Here is a 19093-nt window from a genome sequence, read left to right as displayed (position 1 = left end):
TATCAGCCACTGGAGACACGCCATGGAGCACATCGACCATATTCTGGTTGTCGATGACGATCACGGCATCCGTACGGGCGTGGTGGATTACCTGCGCAAGAATGGTCTGCGCGCGACCGCGGCCGTCGATGGCCGCGACATGTGGGCACAGCTGGAAGCGTCCGCATTCGACTTGATCGTGCTGGATATCATGATGCCCGGCGACGACGGCCTGGTGCTGTGCCGCAACCTGCGCAGCGGCAAGCATCGTGCGCTGCCCATCCTTCTGCTCACCGCGCGCGACGACGAAACCGACCGCATCATCGGCCTGGAAATGGGCGCGGACGACTACCTAGTCAAGCCCTTTTCGCCGCGCGAACTGCTCGCGCGGATCAAGGCCGTCATACGCCGCACGCGCATGCTTCCGCCGAACCTGCGCATCACCGAAACCAGCGATACGATTTCGTTCGGGCGCTGGCGGCTGGATACCACCGCACGGCATCTGCTCGACGAGAATGGGACGATCGTGTCCCTGAGCGGGGCCGAATTTCGGCTGCTGCGTGTCTTCCTCGATCATCCACAGCGCGTGCTGTCGCGCGACCAGTTGCTCAACCTCACCCAGGGGCGCGATGCGGAGCTTTTCGACCGCTCTATCGACTTGCTGGTGAGCCGCCTGCGCCAGCGCCTGCTGGATGACAGCAGGGACCAGTCCTATATCAAGACCGTGCGCAGCGAAGGCTATGTGTTCAGCATGCCGATCGTCGTGCATGGGGAGAACTCATGAATCAGGAAGCACCCCCCGTGACGCGGCGCTGGCTGCCCGGCAGCATGGCGTCGCGCCTGTATCTGATCATTTTCGCGGGCCTGATGTTGGCGCACGGCTTGTCGTTCGGTTTGTTGTTCATGGAGCGCTATCAGAGTTCGACCGCGGTCATGTTCAACACACTCGAACACGACGTCGGCACCTCGATCGCGATACTCGACCGCCTGCCCGCCGCCGAACGCCCTGCGTGGCTTCACCGCATCGAGCGGGACAACTATCACTACATCCTCGGCAACGGTCAGCCGGGCAATCCAACGCTGTCCAGCCGCGCACGCACCGTCGTGCAGTTGATCGCCAAGGAAGTGGGCCCCGGTTATCAGGTGCATGCCCAGACCGTATCGCTCAAGCCGGAGCGCTACCAGGTGCATTTCACCTTGCACGACGGCTCGCCGCTGACGCTCGAGATCACGCCGCGCATGGTGCCTGTCGCGAGCTGGTTACCGTTCGTCTTTGTGCTGCAGATAGCGTTGCTGTTGCTATGCACCTGGTTCGCGGTGCGGCTGGCCACGCGCCCGCTCACCCGCATGGCCCAGGCCGTGGAAGCGATGACGCCGACCGCCGACGGCCCGCGCATGAGCCAGGATGGTCCCACTGAGGTGGCCCACGCGGCGGTCGCTTTCAATGCCATGCAGGACCGCATCCGTCGTCACCTGAAAGAGCGGTTGCATATCCTTGCATCCATCTCGCACGACCTGCAGACCCCCATCACGCGCATGCGCCTGCGCGCCGAGGCCCTGGACGAGAGCAGCGAGCAGGAAAAGATTCTTGATGACCTGCGCCAGATGGAGCATATGGTCCGCGAAGGTGTCGCTTACGCACGCAGCGCACACGGCGGGTCGGAAGCTCCGGTGCGTATCGACGCGGCCGCCTTCCTGGAAAGCATGGTCTTCGACTACCAGGACGTCGGCCAACCCGTGACCCTGACCGACAACGTCGGCGGCACCGCCACGGTACGGGCGCAAGCGTTGCGGCGCGTGCTCGGCAACCTGATCGACAATGCGATCAAGTACGGCGGAAGCGCCGAGGTCGGCATGCAGCGGGGCACGGACGAGAAGTTGCTGATCACCGTATCGGACCGTGGGCCCGGCATCCCTGATGACGAGCTGGAGCAGGTGCTGCAGCCGTTTTATCGGCTGGAGGCTTCCCGCAATCGCGATACGGGCGGGACCGGCCTCGGGCTCGCCATCGCCTCGCAGTTGATGACCTCGATCGGTGGTAGCTTGCGGTTGTCCAACCGTGATGGTGGTGGGCTTGTGGCGACGATAGAGCTGCCGTAACTGGAAAGAACCTCAACCTTCCCTATCCGTCATCCCGGCGGAGGCCGGGATCTATCCCTCAGTCCATACTCGTCAGGTAGCCTATGGCAAGCATCTGCGCTGAGGAATGGATTCCGGCCTTCGCCGGAATGACGGATAGGAAGGGTGTCTAGAGGCTCCTTGAAGTCATTCCGCAGCATCACTTGGCCCGATGCCCACTCAACTCATGCCCCGCATCATGCGCGAACGCCAGATGCCAACGCGTCGAGCTGAGCGATATCAAGGTCACCACCAGGAACGCAATGGAGAAATCCATCAGCTGCGGCTGGGTATGGCCACCGACGACCATGGTGGATTTGAGCAGCAGCGAACCGGTACATACACCCACCGACAGCATCAACTGCTGCAGCGTGGTGTAGAAGCTATTGGCGGCGCTGACGCGCGACGTAGGCACAGCCTCGTACGCGATGGTGTTATAGGCGGCGAACTGGAACGACATGAACGCGCCGCAGCAGAACAGCAAGGCGAACATGATGGCGGACGGCCAGTCGGGGCGGAAGAAAGCGCACACCGCGTAGCCCAGGCTGGAGAGCACGCCATTGAAGATCATGCCATTACGAAAACCGACGCGTCGCAGCAGCCGCGGCGTAAAACTGCGAGTGACGATGGCGCCGAGCGTGGTGGCCAGGATCAGTTGACCGCTGCGCACGGCGGACCAGCCGAAGCCGATCTGAAACATCAGCGGCAGCAGAAACGGTTGCGCGCCTTGCGTTACGCGCATCAGCGAACCGCCAATGACCGACAAGCGGAACGAATCGATCTTGAGCAGAGACAGATCGAGCAGCGGATTGGGCCGGCGCTTCGCATGCCACACATAAGCGATGCATGCGCAAAGACCAATGGCCAGCAACGTGAGCGCCTCCGGCAGTGCCGCGTTCTGGCCAATGGATTCGAAACCGAACAGCAGGCAGCCAAGGCCGACACCGCATAGCACGAAGCCCAGCAGATCGAAACGCGAGGCGGTCGTTTCGCTGCTGATATCCGGTATCAGCTTGCGCACCAGCACAAAGCCGAGCACACCGATCGGCACATTGATGTAGAAGATCCAGCGCCAGTCGAGATAGGTGACGATAAATCCGCCCAGCGGCGGGCCGATCAGCGGCCCCAGAAACGCAGGGACCAACGTCCAGGACATCGCCGAAACAAGATTGCGGCGCTCCACCGTGCGCAACAGGATCAGCCGCCCGATCGGCGCCATCATCGCCCCACCGGCACCCTGCACCACGCGTGCCGCAACCATCATGGGCAGGCTGGTGGTCCAGGCGCAGAGGATCGAGCCGGCGACAAACACGCCGATGGCCGTGCTGAAGACGCGGCGCGCGCCGAAGCGATCGGCCATCGCCCCACTCGCCGGAATGAAAATGGCCAGCATCAGCAGATAACAGGTGATGACCACGCTCATCGCCGGCGCGGTGACACCGAAGTCATGTGCCATCGTGGGCAATGCCGTGGCCAGCACGGTAGCATCCAGTTGCTCCATGAAGATGGAGCAGGCCACGATCAGGGAAATCACGCGATAATCGGTGCTCGCCGGCGCGGCAGGCGCATCTTTCGCAGCGACGTCCTCGCCCGGCAAGTTCATACGACGATCCTGGCCGATCCTGGCAACAACGGGTGGGGTTCGACTTTCACTGGGAAGGCTGGGGACTAAAGTGGAGCGCAGGATGCCAAGGATAAGCCAAGCCGGGCCGGTTATCTCTCAAACCATCAAATTGCGCGGGTCGCCGACGTTCATTGGGCGGACATCCGCCACCCGCGACACTCGGCCGGTTTCAATCACGGGAATGGCCGTGCCATCCGTCAACGTGTATCAACGCCCTGTTCGCACAATCACCTGGCAGCGACGGCTTCTGAGCACCATGGTGCTCGCGGCTTGCCTGGGCCCGCTGCTTGCTCATGCCCGCACCAGCAAGACACGCGAACCTGCCCTGCCGCCTGGGGACATGCCCGCGAACCAGCTATCGATGGCGGTAAAGAACGACCGCTTGACGCTTGCCGTGGCCAAGGCCACCCAGGTCTATCTCTACGGGGTGATCGACGCGGATGCACCCCAGCGTTTCGATGCCTGGGTGAAAGCCGGGAAGATTCCCACCGGGTCCGACGTCTATCTCGATGCGTCGGGCGAAGACATGGGTGCGGGCTTTGCGCTTGGGCGGCTGTTTCGATCCAGCGGCATGGTTACCCATGTCGGCACATTGCGGCGCCCGGGCGAACCGCCGAAGGCTGCGCTTTGCACGGATGCGTGCGCCTATGCGTATCTGGGCGGCTTGTACCGCTGGTCGGCGTCCGGCATGGATCGGATCGGCGTGCACCAGTCGCATGTACCGGCGATCAGAAAAAACGAGGCCGGCAGAAACCAGGCGGCAGACGAAGCCGCCGCGTACCTGAAATCGATGGATGCCAACCCCTGGGCGTTCTATCGCGCACCGACCCCGCCCAGGACCGACATGGTGTGGTTCGACGCAGATCAACTGCTCGGCTGGGGCCTGTCCAACAACGGCCGCCAGCCGCTCATTGCCAGCTACCAGCCCGCAACCATGCCGGCCACGCTAACGTTCTCGCAGATCGTGCGCGGTGGCGACAACAAGGTCACCCTGGTCTGTGCGCCCGAGGGCGTGACGCTCACGGCGTACTACACGGTAGGTCGTGAACGGGCGCGGCAACTTGTGGCGCGCGAAAGCCGGGCGTATTTCGAGATCAACGAGCAGGAAATCATGCCGCAGCAAAGCGGGCGCGCCCGCGCAGTCGATGATGCCATCGTGCTCAGCCGTCCGTTGTCGATGGAACAGTTGACGAGTTTTCTCGCCACTTACTCCATGGGTGCATGGATCAAGGACAAGAGCGGCGTAGTACGTTACGGCTTTACGATGGGTCCGGCGCGAGTCAAGGACAGTTATGCGAGCTATTTCGCCGACTGCCAGAAAATCGTGCAGCGGTCGGGTGCGCGGGCACCTTGACGCATCGAAAAAGCCTCCTGGCTTGCAGGAGAAAGGTCTAAGATGCGAGAGAGCTTCTTCGCCGCCAACGGGGTTCTCCGATGACCAGTCATTGCAGCCATCTAGCGTCGATCCAGGATGTCACGCCCAGCGCACGCGGGTGCGAGGAATGCCTCAAGTCCGGGGATACATGGGTTCATTTGCGTATCTGTCGCACCTGCGGACATGTGGGCTGTTGCGACGACTCCCCGAACCGGCATGCAACCCGGCATTTCCACCGCACCCAACATCCCATCATCGAAGGCTACGATCCGCCGGAGGGTTGGGGCTGGTGCTATGTGGACGAAGTCGAATTTGACTTGAGCGACCGCATGACGCCGCAGCTCGGCCCGATTCCGCGTTACTACTGAACGCCTTATTTTTAAAGACCCAAGCGCACGTGCAATGGAGGTGACTGTGTCCGTCGTTCCGCAGCCGGTTGTAGCAAAGCTCACACGTGCCGCTATTTTTCTGGTCCTGACGCTGAAGCCGGAGCCTCAGCATCGCGCAACCGTTCGCGCCCTTTGTGGCGATCTGGCAGGGCTTCTGCGCGCCGTGGGTTTTCGGGACCTGGAAGGGCGCCTCTCGTGCGTGATGGGTTTCGGATCCGATGCCTGGGACCGGCTCTTCGGGCAACCCAGGCCCAGGGATTTGCATCCGTTTCGCGAAATTCAGGGGCAGCACCATGCCGTATCCACGCCGGGCGACATCCTGTTCCATGTGCGCGCCACGCGCATGGACCTGTGTTTCGAACTTGCGAGCCAGATCATGTCCCGGCTCCGCGACTCCGTCGTCACCGTCGACGAGGTGCATGGTTTCACCTATTTCGATGACCGCGACCTGATCGGGTTTGTCGACGGAACGGAGAACCCGGTCGACCAGGCGGCGCTGGATGCGGCCATCGTCGGTAACGAGGACCCGGGCTTCACCGGCGGAAGCTACGTGATCGTGCAGAAGTACCTGCATGACCTGCAAAGCTGGAATGCGCTACCCGTAGAGCAGCAGGAAAAGATCGTGGGCAGGACCAAGCTTGCGGACATCGAGCTGGAGGACAGCGTCAAACCGAGCTACGCGCACAATGCACTGACCACGATCGTGGAGAACGGCGAGCAGTTGGATATCGTGCGCGACAACATGCCGTTCGGTGACATCGGCAAGGGCGAGTTCGGCACTTATTTCATCGGTTATGCGCGTTCCCCACAACGCATCGAACAGATGCTCGTCAACATGTTTGTCGGTCGTCCACCTGGTAATTACGACCGGTTGCTCGACCATAGCAAGGCTGTTACCGGCACGTTGTTTTTTGTGCCGTCGGCGACGTTTCTAGAAGAAGTGGCTGGCTGATGGGTTGAGGGGGCCAGGTGCTCGCGGAAGCATCTCCTACCCGCCCAAAAACAACTCAACCCCGATAACGCAACGCATCCACCAGCAAGGTAAACGCCGGAGACGGCTGCCGGCGGCTTGGGTAGTAGAGGTGATAGCCGGGAAACGGCGGGCACCAGTCGGCAAGTACGCGGATGAGTTTTCCGTCGTCGATGTATTTCTGTACCTGGTCTTCCGGCAGATAGGCCAGGCCAAGGCCTGCCAGAACCGCATCGCGTCTCAGCGCGATATTGTTGAAAACCAGTTGGCCCTCGACACGCACCCGCACTTCGCGACCGGCTTTTTCGAACTCCCAGGGATAGATGCCTCCGTGCGTCGGCAAGCGCAGATTGATGCAGTCGTGATGCGTCAGGTCCTGCGGCGTTTTCGGTCGCTTGCGCCGCGCAAAATACGCAGGCGCGCCGACCGCCGCCATGCGCATATCGGGACCGATGCGTACGGCGATCATGTCCTTCGCCACCTGCTCGCCCAAACGGACACCAGCGTCGTAGCGTTCGGCGACGATATCCGTCAGGCCATAGTCGACAACGATTTCTACATGAATGTCCGGATAGTCGGGCAGCAAGGTTTCCAGCGCGGGCCAGAGAATCGCGCTTGCCGCGTGCTCGCCTGAAGTAATACGAATGATGCCCGCGGGTTTATCCCGCAGTTCGCTCAGTGCCGATAGTTCGGCATCGATTTCCTCGAACCGCGGCGCAACCGCGGCACGCAAACGCTCACCTGCATCGGTGGGCGTGACGCTGCGCGTGGTTCTTGCCAGAAGGCGGACGCCCAGGCGTTCTTCGAGCGCACGGATCGTATGGCTGAGCGTCGATTGTGAGATACCGAGCTTGGCCGCGGCCTTGGTAAAGCTGCGCTCACGCGCCACCGCAAGAAAGGCCAAGAGATCGCTGAAGTTCTCACGCGGCATTTATGGTCTCCAGCCATAAGTCCATGCGATTTATACCACTTAATCGCATCAACCCGGAGGACTAGGATGCCCGGATCAATTACATCGGGCAGGAGAAATCCATGCAAAAACGTTCATTGGGAAACAGCGGCCTGGAAGTGTCGGCGATCGGGCTCGGATGCATGGGGCTGAGCTTTGGCTATGGGCCTGCCACGGAAAGGCAGACCGCCATTGCCCTGATCCGCTCGGCGGCCGAGCGTGGCGTCACCTTTTTTGATACCGCCGAAGCCTATGGGCCGTTCGCCAATGAGGAACTGGTCGGCGAAGCACTGGCTCCGCTTCGCGATCAGGTCGTGATCGCGACAAAATTCGGCTTCAAGGAAGGCGAGGTCAATCTTGGCCTGGACAGCCGGCCGGAGCACATCAAGCAGGTAGCCGAGGCTGCACTCAAGCGCCTCAGAACCGACCGTATCGATCTGTTCTACCAGCACCGCGTGGATCCGAACGTCCCGATGGAAGACGTCGCCGGCGCGGTGAAGGATCTTATCCAGCAGGGCAAGGTCAAGCACTTCGGTCTGTCCGAAGCCGGCGTGAAATCGATCCGGCGCGCGCACGCGGTGCAACCGGTCGCTGCGCTGCAAAGCGAGTACTCGCTGTGGTGGAGGGAGCCTGAAGCGGACATCCTGCCGACGCTGGAAGAACTCGGTATCGGCTTTGTTCCGTTCAGCCCATTGGGCAAGGGCTTTCTGACCGGCGCCATCAGCGAAAACACGACCTTCGACAGTACCGATTTTCGCAATATCGTTCCGCGCTTCACGACCGAAGCACGAAAGGCAAACCAGGCCCTGGTCGATTTGCTTGGACAGATGGCAGCGCAGCGAGGGGCGACCCCGGCGCAGATCGCCCTGGCATGGCTGCTGGCACGCAAGCCCTGGATTGTGCCGATTCCCGGCACCACGAAGCTGCATCGTCTGGAGGAGAATCTCGGAGCGGCCAGTATCGAGCTGACGTCTGGCGATCTGAGCGAGATCGAAAGCGCCGTTTCCCTGATCCCGGTGCAAGGCGAGCGCTATCCGCAGCACCTGCAGCAACGCGTCGATCGGTGATCACATGACTCATACACCTTCTGCCGCACGCAACGCATTCGGCGATATCGCTCCGGCATTGGCCGACTACACCGACAAGGTATTGTTTGGCGATGTCTGGGAGCGACCGGGATTGTCCCCACGTGATCGCAGTCTGATCACCGTCGCAAGCCTGATCGCGCTCTATCGCACCAACGAGCTGCCTTTCCACCTAAGGAAAGCATTGGATAATGGAGTCAGTCGAGAGGAGTTGATCGAGGTGATCACACATCTCGCCTTCTATTCGGGCTGGCCCACCGCCAGTTCGGCCGTGTCGATCGCTCGACGGGTTTTCGAAGAAGCAACGCAATCTTTGTAGGAGCGGCTTCAGCCGCGACAAGTCGTGATGTAACCGTGGGCCGCGACTGAAGATGGCCTCGAATTACCTCTGTTTTCATCGTCATCCCGGCGAAGGCCGGGATCTACTCCTCAGTAATCGCTTGTCAGGCAACCTGTGGCAAGCATCTGCCCCGAGGAATGGGTTCCGGCCTTCGCCGGAATGACGAATAGGAATGGTTTTCAGAAGTTCCCTGACGTCTCCCCTATAAAACTTTGGAGAACACACGTGGATTACCGTTACCTTGGCCGCAGTGCCCTCAAAATATCCCCCCTGTGCCTAGGAGCCATGATGTTCGGCGGCGAGACCGACGAAGCTACTTCCAGGCGCATCATCGACAAGGCCTTCGAGCAGGGCATCAACTTCATCGACACCGCCGACGTCTATCACGCCGGCCGTTCGGAGTCGGTCGTTGGCCGGGCCATCGCCAACCGTCGCGATCATTGGGTGGTGGCGACCAAGTTCGGTTTTCCGACCGCGCAAAGTGGCCCGAACGAGCAAGGCCAATCGCGCAAATGGATCATGCAGTCGGTCGACGCAAGCCTGAAGCGGCTCGGCACCGATTACATCGATATCCTGTATTTCCATCGCGCGCTCGTCGATGCGCCGATGGAAGAAGGCGTGCGTGCCATCGGTGATTTGATTCGCCAGGGCAAGCTTCGCTATTTCGGCCTATCCAACTTTCGTGGCTGGCGCATTGCCGAGATCGTACGGCTGGCCGACCAGCTCGGTGTCGACCGCCCCATCGCCAGCGAGCCGCTCTACAACATGGTCGATCGCAGCGCCGAAGTGGAGCAGTTGCCGGCAGCGGCCCATTACGGCATCGGCGTGGTGCCCTATAGCCCACTGGCGCGCGGCGTGCTGACTGGCAAATACGCCGTGGACGCATCACCGCCGAGCGACTCGCGTGCAGGTCGCGGCGACAAGCGCATCCAGCAAACCGAATGGCGACCCGAATCGCTGAAGATCGCAACGTTGTTGGCGGAATATGCGGCCCGGCGCGGCACGACATCGGTCGCTTTCGCGTTGGCGTGGGTGCTCAAGAATCGCTTCGTCAGCGCCACCATTGCCGGCCCGCGGACCGAAGCCCACTGGGACAGCTATATCGATGCGCTGCAGCTCGAGCTCGGGCCGGAAGACGAAGCATTCGTCGATGGCCTGGTGCCGCCGGGCCATGTTTCGACGCCCGGCTATACCGATCCGGGTTATCCGATCGAGGGGCGACAGGTCGCCTGAACTTCTAGCCTCGCAGTTCCGCCAGTTCGCGACGCAAGGCTTCGTTCTCCGCCGTCAGCTCGATCACACGCTGGCGTAGCTCGAGCAACTCGTTATCGTCGGTTGTATCTTGCGGCGCCTTGGTTTCATCACGCGGTTTGCGGCGCGCCTCACGTACCCGTTTGGCCGCCTGCTTGAGCTCGTCGCCGCCCGCAACAGCGGCGGCGCGTTGCTCTTCTGCTGGAAGAGTAGCCACAGCAGCAGCCGCATTGATCGACAGCGCGCCCGACTTGACCGCTTCGACCACTTCCGGCGTGGCCTGTTTCTGGATCTTCTCGATCATCCCGACCTGGCTGTTGCTGAGCCGCGCCTCGCGTGCGAGTGCTTCGCGGCTGATTGCAGGTTCGGCTCGTGGCGTGTCGGTAACGGTTTCCGCTGTCTCGCTGGTCGCCTCGACCGGCTCAGGCGTTTCCACCGGTTTATCGGCATCGCGCGCACGGCTCCGTCGTTCGGCCAGGATGGCGCGCTTGCGCAGCGCCAGCACCCCGCGCTGAAAGGGCGACACGCTGCGCCGACCAAGGTGCTGGTCGATCATCCACAGATGCACGTCGTCCATGGACTGGAACTGCGTGTTCTGCATGGTCTTGAAAGGCAGGTCGTGCTTGCGGCACACGCTGTAGCGATGGTGGCCGTCGACCAACGTCTCACCCCACAGCACCAACGCGTCGCGACAACCCTCGGCCAGGATGCTTCGCTCCAACGCCTCGTATTCGTCCGGGGTCATTGGGTCGATATAGGCCTTGAGTTCTTCGTTGACGACGATATCCACAGTCACGGCTGCCGGGTGAGGGAAAGGGGCCGCATTGTAGAGAGGGCGAGGCGTTTTGCCGACCCTTTGATCGAGTTCCCTCTCTCTTTATCGTCATCCCGGCGCAGGCCGGGATGACGAGTAGGTGGAGTTCGGGAGGATTCCGGGGCTTCTTTTCAGCCAGCCAGCGATGTCGCGCGCCGTAGCTCAGTGTTGCCAACCACCGTTGTCACCAGATCATTGCCGATGGTCAGACACTGGTCCGCGATGGTCGCCACGCTTGAACGGTGCGACACGACGATCAGAATGGTCTGTGGCAGGCAACGCTTGAGCGCCGAAAGCACGGCGATCTCGGACGCGGCATCGAGCGCGCTGGTCGCCTCGTCCAGCAGGGCGAGCGAGGGCTGCCGCAGGATCACCTGGGCGAGCAGCAATCGTTGCAGCTCGCCGCCGGACAACCGACTCGACGAGCTGTGCAGCGATGTGTCCAGTCCGCGATCGGAGTCGGCCAGCCGCTTGTCGAGGCCGACATCGATCAACGCACGCTGCATCATCGCTTCGGTCGCGTCCGGTGCGGCCCATAGCAGGCATTCGCGCACCGAATGCTGCCAGGGCCGGACACTCTGGCTGACATAGGCGCCATGGCGTACCAGCTCCCGATACTCGCTGAATTCGATCGATCGATGGCCCGCGCGTGCCACGAAGATCTCCGGCGTCATCATGCCGGCCAGTACATCGACCAGGCTGCTCTTGCCGATACCGGAGTCACCGGCGATCGAGGTCAGCTCGCCGGGATGCAAGCGCAGGTCGGCAATGTCCAGTCCGTTCGATGGCGGGTTCAAGCGCATCCGCTCGATATGCAATGTCGTGCCGGCGAGCGGTACTCGCGCGGGTGCGCTGGACGGACGGGTCGATTCCAGCTGGGTATAGCGCTGCCACAGTTCGAACGCCGGCGCGGCCAGGCGTAGCTGCTGAAAACTCTGCCGCGTCGACACCAGATACGGCAACAAGCGCCCGAGCAACAAGCCCACGGCGACCAGCGACGACTGATCGAAACCCTGCCAGCGATGGGCAAGCATGAAGACTGCCGCGATACCGATGGCTGCCAGCAGTTCGAGTACCAGCCGTCCGGAAGCGATCAACTCCAGCTGACGACGGTAGCCATAGCCCAGTCGCGTAGAGATATCGCCGTAACTTGCCTTCTCCGCCTCTTCGCGCTCGAAGGAACGCACATGGCGCAGGCGTCGCGGAAAATCCTCGCTGTGCCAGAACAGCCGGGTCATGTCCGCGACGTACTGGCGGCTCACCTGCACCTGCTCTCGCGTGCTGATGCGCGACCCGATCAGGGCGAATACCACGAGCAGCGGCGCCGCCAATACCAGTTGCGGCGACAACCAGAGCGCAAAGGCCAGGCTGACGGCCGAGGTCACGCAGGTCACCAGCAGCTGCTGCAGGGCGCTGAAGCCCTGGATGACGAGTTCGACATTGTGGGTAAGCACGTTGGCGATCTCGGCCGAGGTCAGATCGGCAAGCGACACCAGCGGCGCATCGATCAGGCGCGCATGCACCGCACGCCGCAACCCTATGCCGTAACGGGCCACCAGGCGTGCGCCCATTCGCGATGCCAGCCAGCGCAGCAGGGCAAAGCTTATGGTGGCAGCGGCAAAGATGAGCGCCTGCTTGTCGATATCGCCATGCGCATCGAGCAAGCCGCCTGCCAATGCCACGACATGCCCTGGCTGGACCAGGGGCACCAGGAGTATCGCAACGAGACTGCCCGCGAATGCCACCGCCACCGACAACACGACATAGGCGACCGTCTCGACGATGTCCGCCGTGCTTAGCGTACGCGCAAGCGCGCGCAGCAGGCTCGTCGCTCGATGCGGGTCTGACATCGTTACACGCACAGGCCGCTGGCCTGGATCGGCAGCAGCGGCGTCAGGGATGCTTTATGACTCAGAACGACACGTCTCCCGTGGCCAGGTTGCCATGCGCATATGTGCCGTCTGCCGCGGGAAAGGTTGTCCCCGCTCCGTCCAAAAGCTGCAGCAACGCCTCGACCGAAGCCCTCGGATGCTTGCCGCGTCGAAGCCGATGGATACCCAGCTGCGCGAGCCGCTGTGCAAATGCATGCCAACCGGGTTGTCCCGCTGCGTAAGGCTGATCGTTGGCAAGCCATGCGATGGCTTCCGGCAGCGGAACCGTGCTCAGCAGGCGATCGGGATCGTCGGCCGGTTCCCGTGATACGCATACCGCGCCCACCAGTTTCAACGGGGCCATGGCAAGCCGGCCATGGCCATCTCTGAGATCGGCTTCGAACTTCTCGACACCGCTGCGACGACGGATCACCGGTGCCTGGCCGATCCATCGATTGATTTCATCGTTGTCGAGAAAGCGCAGCGCATCGGCCTGCACATGCACGAAATTCGCGACGCCCGTGGCAAGCATGCTGTCGGGGTGTACGAAGACGGCATCCTCGGCAAGAAAGTCCAGACCCTGCAGCAAGCTGTGCAGGGCCAGAGTCGATTTACCCGAGCCGCTGGATCCCAGCAGCAGCAGCCCGCGCCCATCGCGACCGACACAGGCGCCATGCAACGGCACCAGGCCCAACCCGCGCGTGGCGAGAGTAAAGACCACAAATTCGATCAGCTCGTAACGCAGGTGATAAGCGCGACTCAGCATGTCCTCCGAGGCAACGATCAAGGCACGTTGCTGATCTGGGACGAGCATCACGTAATTGAACGCATCCATCACGCCGCAGAGCACGCCCGCGCCCGACTGCATTTGCACGGGAGGCGGCTCGACACTTTCGATGGGCGCATAACGTGACACCAATCGCAGTTCGACATGAAACGGCGACGCGGTCACCGGCAACTGATGCTGCGGCAGCCTGGCATAGGCGTCTTCGACCAGACGCAGCAACGCCTCGCTGTTGCTTCCGAACTGAAAGCGCCCGCCCAGGATCTGCTTTTGCATGGAGAAGCGATGGCCGGACCGTTCACAAAAGGGGTCGGCCATGAGATCGCTGACGTCGTAGCGGGGAGTCAAAGGCGCCTCGTTGATGGCAGTTTCAGCGATTCGATCGCACCGGGCCGGCGTACGCACCCAGCCTGAACGTTGAGTGCCGTTTCGCAAGAAAAAGGTTGCCTCTCGCCAGCCCTACGGGACTTCCAGTTTTTATTGCCACGAGGCAACCCGCGGGCCTCGATCGGGCACTCACGTCCATGCAGCGCCGAGCCTGGGTTCCTAGAACCTCATCGCCACGTGCCGCGGCTTATCCCCTGTTATGACCTAAGGCTCCCCCCAGATGCTAAAGATTCAGGTCGGCCACTCCTACTTTCTGACGTACGACCGAAAGCAGTGGGAGCGCGGCAAGCCTTATCCCCCGCTGGCCACGATCCAGATCGCCGCCATGCTGCGACAGCCTGGGCACACTGTCTCCCTGTTCGACGCGATGCTGGCCGACGGTGTCGAGGACTATGCAAGCTCGCTGCAGGCGGCGCAGCCGGACGTCGTGGTTTTCTACGAAGACAATTTCAATTTTCTGACCAAGATGTGTCTTGGCCGCATGCGCGAAGCCGCCTGCCAGATGATTGCCGAGGCGCGCGCCGCCGGTGCACGGGTGATTGTCGCCGGCTCGGATGCCTCCGATCACCCGGACGCATTTCTTGCGGCGGGAGCGCACGCCGTGCTGATCGGCGAAGGTATCGGTGCACTGATTCAATTGATCGAGCGGCTGCAGCACAACCCAGGTATCGAGACCGAAGACTGGGTTGGCGGTATCACCGGTATCGCCACGCTGGTTGGCGGGCAGACGCAACTCACGCGCGTCGGCGTGATGCCACCCGACCCTCGCGTCGTCGGGCGCCCGGCCTGGGATCTGCTCGACATCGAGCGCTATCGGACGATGTGGCACGAACGGCATGGCTACTTCAGCCTCAACATGGCCGCGTCGCGCGGTTGCCCGTTCCGTTGCAACTGGTGCGCCAAACCGATCTGGGGAAATCACTACAAGCAACGCAGCGCCCAGGACGTGGCTGCTGAAATGACGTACCTGAAGCAGACCTTCCAGCCCGATCACATTTGGATGGCCGACGATATCTTCGGGTTTCATATCGACTGGGTTACCGAATTCGGCGAGCACCTGCGTGCCGCGGACGGCTCGGTGCCGTTCACTATCCAGACGCGTGCGGACCTGTCCAGCGAACGCATGGCCCAGGCGCTTGCGCACGCCGGTTGCACGGAAGCGTGGATCGGCGCGGAAAGCGGCAGTCAACGCGTGCTGGACAGCATGACCAAGGGTACCAAGGTCGCCGAGCTGATCGAGGCACGCAAGCGACTCGGGGAACACGGCATCCGCGTCGGGTTCTTTATTCAGCTGGGTTACCTGGGCGAGCAACTGGCCGACCTGTTGCTGACCCGCGATCTGGTGGCGCAGGCTGCGCCGGACGATATCGGCGTCAGCGTGTCGTATCCGCTGCCGGGCACGAAGTTCTACGAGCAGGTCAAGGCGCAGCTCGGCGAGAAAACGCATTGGCAGGATAGTGCCGACCTGGCCATGATGTTCCGCGGCGCCTATGACTCCGATTTCTATCGCAGCGTGCGCGACCTGTTGCATGAGCAGGTCACCTTGCAGCAAAGCAAGGCCACCGACCTGCCCGAACATTACCACCAGGCCAGCGTTGCGCTCGACGCACGCTGGGATGCATTGATCGCCAGCGAACAAGCGCATCGCAGTGACCGCGTCACCTCCTCCGCAGCAAGCCAGACCCAGCCGATCCGCCATGTTGCCACCGCTCAAAATCGTTAAGGCCGGCCTGCGCCGCACCACCGAAGCGCTTGCCATGGAACTGGCTTCGGCGCGCCCGGGCCATAGCACGCCCAAGTGGAGCGATCTCGAATGGCGATTGGCGGCGGCGGCTGCCGCCGCGCACGGCATCGCACCGCTGCTCAGCCGATCCTCAGCATGGCAAAACCCGGCATGGCGACAGTTTCTCGCCAGCCAGCGCGACCATGTGGAGCATCGCTACCAACGCATCGCGGAGATGCTGCGAAAGATCGATATCGGTGCTCGGAACACCAGGCTTCCTATCGTTCCCTTGAAGGGTTCCGCGTTACATGCGCTGGGACTCTATGCGCCAGGCGATCGACCCATGGCCGATATCGATCTGCTGGTTCGGGAAAGCGACGTCGAAGCAGCTACCGCGCTGCTGCTGCAGTTGGGCTATGTCGAATCGTTCGTGCAATGGAAGCATCGCGTGTTCAAGCCGGCGGATGGCCAGCATGTGACGGGACTGGGTGAGCATCGCGATACGCCTATCAATATCGAGCTGCACACGCGTATCCAGGAACGTCTGCCGATAGCCACCGTCGATATCACCGAATGTATCTATCCGCGCGACGCTCGACCGGGTCTGAATCCCTACCCGTCGCTCGGCGCGCTGATGAATCATCTGTTGCTGCATGCGGCGGGCAACATCTGTGGACGCAGCCTGCGCCTGATCCATATCAACGATATCTCGCTGCTGGCGACGCGCATGCTCCCTGGCGACTGGAATACGCTGTGGGATACGCAGTCCGCCCAGACGCCCTGGTGGGCGTTACCGCCGCTGCGACTGGTTGCGCGTTACTACCAGCAAGCCGTCCCCACGAACGTGCTGGCGCGAATCGAACGCGACTGTCCCTGGCTATTGCGAACGATCGCGCGCCGCCAGACGGCGACCCGGGTTTCCTGTTCGGAACTGTGGCTGCATGCGTTCGCCGGCCTCGAATGGTCGCGCTCGCTACGCGATGTCGTGACATACGTTTCGAACCGTATCCGGCCCTCGCAGGAGGCCGTGCAGGAACGTGCCGACATGATCCGCACCCAGGTCTGGCTGCAAGGGCAGAGCTGGGTGAAGCTGAAACATGGGCGACGCGTACTGACCTGGCTCACCCAACCCGTGCCGCGCATGGATACGCTCTATGTCGTGCGTGCGGCGATGGAACATTTCGGACCGACGGATCAATCCGCCTTATCGACTAGCCGCGAATACAGCGCACCGAACGCTCGCACCGTATAGTCGGCGTCTTCCAGCATCGCGCGATGTTGTGCCCGTTGCGCCAATTCCATCCGCAGCGGTTCATCGGCGAGCACCTGCTGGATCGCACCGGCCAGCGCAGCGAAGTCTTCGACAGGCACCGCCCATGCCGCAAGAGGCGCCCATTCTGCGATGTGTCCCACCGCGGTGCCGACAGTGGGTACGCCCGCCAATGCGGCCTCGAGCAATACCAGAGGGCCGGCCTCGTGCAGCGACGACATGACCAGCAGATCGACCGTCGCCATGATCGGGCGCAGTTCGCGCTGGGTCTTGAAGCCGAGGAAACGAACATGCCGCTCCAGATCGAGCTGTCGGGCAAGCCGCTCCATCTCGCCCTGCAGGGTGTCCACTCCGACGATATCCATCTCGAAGTCCAATCCTGCCTTGGCCAGCAGCGCCAATGCCCGTAGCAAGGTCGACTGGTCCTTGACCCGATTGAGACTCGCTACATGAATCAATCGCGCGCGCGCTGCATCGCGCTTGCGCGGCTCCAGCGGAGGCCACGCTTGCAAGTCGACGCCAAGCGGCACGCGTTCGGCGTCGATGCCCAGCGCCTGCAGCGAGTCGATGATCGGCGTACTGGCCGCGGTAACGACGTCGGCGCAACGCAACACCACGGCCTCACGCATACGCCCTTTCCATTTCTGTCGCCCGCCGTAACCGATCGCATGGAGCGCGACGAGCTCGCCGCCGGCGATATGTACCAGGCTCGGCAGACGCAGCAGTTTGGCTGCCGCGACCGCCACAAAACCGCAGGAGCCGGAAAAGATCGCATGAACCAGATCGAACGGTGCGCGGCGATGCTCGGCACGAATCGCCGCGATCGCGCGTGCGCGCGGCCAGCCATCGCCGATATTGTGAATGCGCGCGCCCACCAAATCCCACTCGGCCGCTGCCGCTTCCTGTCGCAGCACGAACACATGCACCTCGTGCGTACGCGCCAGGCGCTCGATCAAGGCCAGGAAGACCGGTATCACGCGGTACTCGCCCGTGCGATCCACGCCACCGGGAAGAACCAATGCAAGCTTCACCCTGCCCTCCTCAACCGCCCATCGAGCACCTGCGCATAGGCATCGGCCCATTGGCGGCCAACGGCGGCGAACGAGAGCGCGGCATCGAAATGAGCACGAACCTGCTCGGGCGAGAAAGGGGTTGATGCAGCACGCACCAGCGACTCGGCCAACCTCTGCGCATCGCCGGGTGGCCACAGATGGCCGATACGCCCGTCACCAGTCAAAGCACGAAACGAAGGGATGTCCGTGACCACCGGCGTGGTTCCGCTAGCCAGCGCCTCGAGCAAGGCATAGCCGCAACTTTCGGCGTGGCTGCCCGAGACGTAGAGGTCCGCGGCTTGCATGAGGGTCTCGATCTGCGCGTGCGGCACCTTGCCCATCAGATGCACATGGCCCGCAAGCCGCGGATCGTGGTCGATGCGCTTGTGCACGTCTTCGAGCAACGGCGCGTTACCGAAGGCACACCAAAGCTGCAGGTCCGGCAGTCCAGGTACAGCCTGCGCGATGCCGTCGAGTACGGTCAGCGGGTCTTTACCTGCAGCGAGGTGTCCGACCCATAGCACGCATGGGTCGCCATAAAGTCCCGTAGTGGCGCGCGCATCGGCGCGGCTGCCAAGGCCGAAGCGGCTGCTCGACTCGGGTATCGCGAAAAATTGTGTCAACGGTCCGAACAGACCGGCATACGTGAACGGTTGCACCTGAGCCAGCGCAGTGAAAACGACGCCCGACGCAGACGTGTACCAACGTCGCCATTTCGAGCGATGCCACCACCAACGGGGCGGTCGGTCGGCGTGATCCTGAAAAATGAGCGGCAGCTGCGGCAAACGCTGCGATATGGCAAATGCTTCCTCGGCAAATCCCAGGCCATGCACGTGCAGTACGTCGGGCTTGATATCGGCCAGCACTGAGGCGAACCGGTCAGCACGGCTGGCTGCGGTAGTCGCTCCGCTTACGTCGATAAAGTAGTAATCGACGCCATGCCGCGTGAAGCGCTCTTCGCGCGTCGCCGCTTGAATCATCGATACCCGCGTGCCGGCGCTGGCCGCCGCTTCGGGGATATCCGCCAGCGAAGGCCATCGTTCGAACAACTGCTCCGATGTGCAGTCCGATGGGGCCAACGGGAAATTGATCTGTGCAACGCGCAAGCAGCC

At 62.3% G+C, this 19093-nt stretch carries 17 protein-coding genes; 10 read left to right on the top strand and 7 right to left on the bottom strand.

Translation table 11 applies throughout. From position 1 onward, the window contains the following. The first annotated feature begins 22 nt into the window (after window positions 1-22). Entirely contained in the window at window positions 23-763 is a 741-nt protein-coding gene (locus ACZ6WW_RS12120) for a response regulator (RefSeq protein ID WP_465274409.1), read from the top strand. Then, complete coding sequence (locus ACZ6WW_RS12115; RefSeq protein WP_465274408.1) at window positions 760-2079, top strand: sensor histidine kinase; 1320 nt, start codon at window positions 760-762, stop codon at window positions 2077-2079. Before ACZ6WW_RS12120 ends, ACZ6WW_RS12115 begins: the two co-directional genes overlap by 4 nt. A 178-nt stretch (window positions 2080-2257) precedes the next feature. Here the strand turns inward: ACZ6WW_RS12115 and ACZ6WW_RS12110 are convergent, their stop codons facing one another. Continuing rightward, window positions 2258-3700 (bottom strand): DHA2 family efflux MFS transporter permease subunit, encoded by a 1443-nt coding sequence (locus ACZ6WW_RS12110; protein ID WP_465274407.1) that lies wholly within the window; start codon window positions 3698-3700, stop codon window positions 2258-2260. A gap of 208 nt (window positions 3701-3908) precedes the next feature. Here ACZ6WW_RS12110 and ACZ6WW_RS12105 point away from each other — a divergent pair, with 208 nt between their 5' ends. The 3 genes from ACZ6WW_RS12105 to ACZ6WW_RS12095 all read left to right on the top strand — a co-directional run bounded on the left by ACZ6WW_RS12105 (window position 3909) and on the right by ACZ6WW_RS12095 (window position 6437). After that, window positions 3909-5075, top strand: a complete 1167-nt coding sequence (locus ACZ6WW_RS12105; protein ID WP_465274406.1) for a hypothetical protein — start codon at window positions 3909-3911, stop codon at window positions 5073-5075. Between the two features lie 80 nt (window positions 5076-5155). Then, window positions 5156-5464, top strand: a complete 309-nt coding sequence (locus ACZ6WW_RS12100) for a UBP-type zinc finger domain-containing protein (protein WP_465274405.1) — start codon at window positions 5156-5158, stop codon at window positions 5462-5464. A 46-nt stretch (window positions 5465-5510) separates the two neighbouring features. Beyond that, window positions 5511-6437 carry a Dyp-type peroxidase gene (locus tag ACZ6WW_RS12095; protein WP_465274404.1) on the top strand — a complete coding sequence of 309 codons (927 nt, stop codon included), beginning with the start codon at window positions 5511-5513 and terminating at the stop codon, window positions 6435-6437. A 55-nt stretch (window positions 6438-6492) separates the two neighbouring features. On the opposite strand, the gene ACZ6WW_RS12090 is transcribed toward ACZ6WW_RS12095, so the two are convergent. Then, complete coding sequence (locus ACZ6WW_RS12090; RefSeq protein WP_465274403.1) at window positions 6493-7386, bottom strand: LysR family transcriptional regulator; 894 nt, start codon at window positions 7384-7386, stop codon at window positions 6493-6495. Between the two features lie 101 nt (window positions 7387-7487). On the opposite strand from ACZ6WW_RS12090, the gene ACZ6WW_RS12085 reads away from it, so the two are divergent. The 3 genes from ACZ6WW_RS12085 to ACZ6WW_RS12075 all read left to right on the top strand — a co-directional run bounded on the left by ACZ6WW_RS12085 (window position 7488) and on the right by ACZ6WW_RS12075 (window position 10062). Next, window positions 7488-8471, top strand: coding sequence for an aldo/keto reductase (locus tag ACZ6WW_RS12085; RefSeq protein ID WP_465274402.1), 984 nt, complete (start codon window positions 7488-7490; stop codon window positions 8469-8471). Window positions 8472-8475: 4 nt separating this feature from the next. Next, complete coding sequence (locus tag ACZ6WW_RS12080; RefSeq protein WP_465274401.1) at window positions 8476-8808, top strand: carboxymuconolactone decarboxylase family protein; 333 nt, start codon at window positions 8476-8478, stop codon at window positions 8806-8808. A 246-nt stretch (window positions 8809-9054) separates the two neighbouring features. Next, a complete protein-coding gene (locus tag ACZ6WW_RS12075; RefSeq protein ID WP_465274400.1) occupies window positions 9055-10062 on the top strand; it encodes an aldo/keto reductase in 1008 nt (335 codons plus the stop codon). 4 nt (window positions 10063-10066) lie between these two features. Here the strand turns inward: ACZ6WW_RS12075 and ACZ6WW_RS12070 are convergent, their stop codons facing one another. The 3 genes from ACZ6WW_RS12070 to ACZ6WW_RS12060 form a co-directional block, all read right to left on the bottom strand. Beyond that, on the bottom strand, window positions 10067-10870 hold the full coding sequence (locus ACZ6WW_RS12070; RefSeq protein ID WP_465274399.1) for a plasmid replication/partition related protein: 804 nt from the start codon (window positions 10868-10870) through the stop codon (window positions 10067-10069). Window positions 10871-11025: 155 nt separating this feature from the next. After that, complete coding sequence (locus tag ACZ6WW_RS12065; protein WP_465274398.1) at window positions 11026-12744, bottom strand: ATP-binding cassette domain-containing protein; 1719 nt, start codon at window positions 12742-12744, stop codon at window positions 11026-11028. A gap of 61 nt (window positions 12745-12805) precedes the next feature. Continuing rightward, a complete protein-coding gene (locus ACZ6WW_RS12060) occupies window positions 12806-13825 on the bottom strand; it encodes a serine kinase (protein ID WP_465274397.1) in 1020 nt (339 codons plus the stop codon). 331 nt (window positions 13826-14156) lie between these two features. Here ACZ6WW_RS12060 and ACZ6WW_RS12055 point away from each other — a divergent pair, with 331 nt between their 5' ends. Together ACZ6WW_RS12055 and ACZ6WW_RS12050 are read left to right on the top strand one after the other, a co-directional pair. Further along, complete coding sequence (locus ACZ6WW_RS12055) at window positions 14157-15659, top strand: B12-binding domain-containing radical SAM protein (RefSeq protein WP_465274396.1); 1503 nt, start codon at window positions 14157-14159, stop codon at window positions 15657-15659. Beyond that, on the top strand, window positions 15634-16911 hold the full coding sequence (locus tag ACZ6WW_RS12050) for a nucleotidyltransferase family protein (RefSeq protein WP_465274395.1): 1278 nt from the start codon (window positions 15634-15636) through the stop codon (window positions 16909-16911). The genes ACZ6WW_RS12055 and ACZ6WW_RS12050 overlap by 26 nt, the downstream gene beginning before the upstream one ends. Here ACZ6WW_RS12050 and ACZ6WW_RS12045 read toward each other — a convergent pair. Beyond that, complete coding sequence (locus tag ACZ6WW_RS12045; protein WP_465274394.1) at window positions 16854-17960, bottom strand: glycosyltransferase family 4 protein; 1107 nt, start codon at window positions 17958-17960, stop codon at window positions 16854-16856. The two genes, ACZ6WW_RS12050 and ACZ6WW_RS12045, sit on opposite strands and share 58 nt — an antisense overlap. Then, a complete protein-coding gene (locus ACZ6WW_RS12040; protein WP_465274393.1) occupies window positions 17957-19087 on the bottom strand; it encodes a glycosyltransferase family 4 protein in 1131 nt (376 codons plus the stop codon). The genes ACZ6WW_RS12045 and ACZ6WW_RS12040 overlap by 4 nt, the downstream gene beginning before the upstream one ends. Window positions 19088-19093: the final 6 nt, after the last annotated feature.

This window comes from Dyella sp. NPDC103356 (assembly GCF_055584465.1).
This window is presented reverse-complemented; position numbering and strand designations above follow the sequence as displayed.

Excerpts from the sequence above, each read along its gene's own strand:
- ACZ6WW_RS12110 (WP_465274407.1), bottom strand. The coding sequence starts at position 3,700 with ATGAACTTGCCGGGCGAGGACGTCGCTGCGAAAGATGCGCCTGCCGCG.
- ACZ6WW_RS12090 (WP_465274403.1), bottom strand. The coding sequence starts at position 7,386 with ATGCCGCGTGAGAACTTCAGCGATCTCTTGGCCTTTCTTGCGGTGGCG.
- ACZ6WW_RS12120 (WP_465274409.1), top strand. The coding sequence starts at position 23 with ATGGAGCACATCGACCATATTCTGGTTGTCGATGACGATCACGGCATC.
- ACZ6WW_RS12055 (WP_465274396.1), top strand. The coding sequence starts at position 14,157 with ATGCTAAAGATTCAGGTCGGCCACTCCTACTTTCTGACGTACGACCGA.
- ACZ6WW_RS12085 (WP_465274402.1), top strand. The coding sequence starts at position 7,488 with ATGCAAAAACGTTCATTGGGAAACAGCGGCCTGGAAGTGTCGGCGATC.
- ACZ6WW_RS12050 (WP_465274395.1), top strand. The coding sequence starts at position 15,634 with ATGTTGCCACCGCTCAAAATCGTTAAGGCCGGCCTGCGCCGCACCACC.
- ACZ6WW_RS12065 (WP_465274398.1), bottom strand. The coding sequence starts at position 12,744 with ATGTCAGACCCGCATCGAGCGACGAGCCTGCTGCGCGCGCTTGCGCGT.
- ACZ6WW_RS12080 (WP_465274401.1), top strand. The coding sequence starts at position 8,476 with ATGACTCATACACCTTCTGCCGCACGCAACGCATTCGGCGATATCGCT.
- ACZ6WW_RS12060 (WP_465274397.1), bottom strand. The coding sequence starts at position 13,825 with ATGCAAAAGCAGATCCTGGGCGGGCGCTTTCAGTTCGGAAGCAACAGC.
- ACZ6WW_RS12115 (WP_465274408.1), top strand. The coding sequence starts at position 760 with ATGAATCAGGAAGCACCCCCCGTGACGCGGCGCTGGCTGCCCGGCAGC.
- ACZ6WW_RS12100 (WP_465274405.1), top strand. The coding sequence starts at position 5,156 with ATGACCAGTCATTGCAGCCATCTAGCGTCGATCCAGGATGTCACGCCC.